General features: G+C 44.7%; 1 protein-coding gene. It reads left to right on the plus strand.

The genetic code is table 11. The features are described 5' to 3' along the window. Positions 1 to 30 precede the first annotated feature (30 nt). Positions 31 to 1,413, plus strand: a complete 1,383-nt coding sequence (locus ACFIKO_RS09205) for a Bgr_08870 family protein (RefSeq protein ID WP_375620536.1) — start codon at positions 31 to 33, stop codon at positions 1,411 to 1,413. The last annotated feature ends 24 nt before the right edge of the window (positions 1,414 to 1,437 follow it).

The raw sequence follows: 1,437 nt of genomic DNA on the forward strand, positions 1-1,437 counted from the left end.
GCGCCGGCATATTATGAGGGGAGAACAGAGATGACCAAAACCAAAAAACTCGACATGGAATTGCCTAAAGAAGGTCGTTTTATCAGTTCTGAATTCCCAATCTTGCGGGAAAACTTGACCAAAATTGATCAAGCCATGATGGAAGTTGAGGAAAAGGTAGAGGGAAAAGCACCTTTAAAACACACGCATACAATAAGTGATGTTGCCGATCTTGAAGCGGCTCTCAAAGGCAAAATGGCAGCCGATAAAACCTTCTCATTTGCTGATTTAAGCGATATCGAGGGGGCAAAAGATGCCGCAAATAATTATGTTCTCTATAAATCAAGCAATAATAACTTCACTTTTGGCAGTGCTGTCTCACTGTTAGGCGCACATCAACATAAAACCGAAGATATTGTGGGGCTTGATGATTTTAGAGCCAAGATCAATGAAGATCTCACAAGCTATGGTCGCCTAGCAAGCCCAAATGAATGGCAAAGTTATAATAAATTTACCAGCAAAGTCACTATGAGTGGCAGTTTAGAACTGTTGGGTAATTCGTCGTTTAACCTTATCCATAACAACAAAGTCGTTAGCAGTCTAAGCACAACCGGAAGCTCGCTTAAAGGGCCTTTGAGAGTTGATGACGAAGCTGTTTATACCAAATCACAAGTGGATGCAGCCATCTTGGCACAGATAAAGAGTCTTAAAAAAGATTTGACCGATAAAATCACGAATTGGACTGCCCTTGCTGATGCTGAATTGCTCTATACGCAAGATGGAAAAATTGAGTGGCCCGATTGGGTCACCGATAAAACTAAAGTTGAGATCCAAGCATGGGGCGGTGGCGGTAGTGGTGGTGGAGCGGATACACCAAGATTAGGAGGAGGCGGCGGAGGAGGTGGTTGTAGCGTGTGGTATGGCTATAAAGCGAGTTTAAACGGTCATCAAGATATCACAATTGGTAAAGGAGGCGCTTCTGTTGCATCACGCAGTGCGACAGGAAATTCTGGAGGAACAACAGTTGTTGGAAAGAATTTTATTACCGCTACAGGAGGACATGGTGGTGGGGGTGCTTACTCCTCTAGAGATCACGGATTTGCTGGTACTACTACTTACTACTATTCAGGCGATGGCGGTGCTGGAGGTACGGGTGGAAACTTTGGTTTAGCAACAGACGAACATCTAGGAATTGCCAAAGGCGGAAATGGTTATGCTGGAACGAGTGGAATTACGAGTAAAACAAGCGGTAATGGAGGCGATGCTGGGGGTGATACATCACGTGGTGGCTCTGGAGGACTAGGCAAAGGTTCCTATAGTTCAGGAAAAGCAGGACGTGGTTTTGGTGGTGGTGGTGCTGGTGCTCACTCTGATTATTCTCCAAGTGGTGCTGGTGCTGATGGTGCCGTTCTTATAAGATTATGGAAAGAATAAATGGATGCACAAGTAACCAAGATA

This window comes from Bartonella sp. TS82HLJMH, from assembly GCF_042193495.1.
Lineage (GTDB): Bacteria > Pseudomonadota > Alphaproteobacteria > Rhizobiales > Rhizobiaceae > Bartonella > Bartonella grahamii.

Excerpts from the sequence above, each read along its gene's own strand:
- ACFIKO_RS09205 (WP_375620536.1), top strand. The coding sequence starts at position 31 with ATGACCAAAACCAAAAAACTCGACATGGAATTGCCTAAAGAAGGTCGT.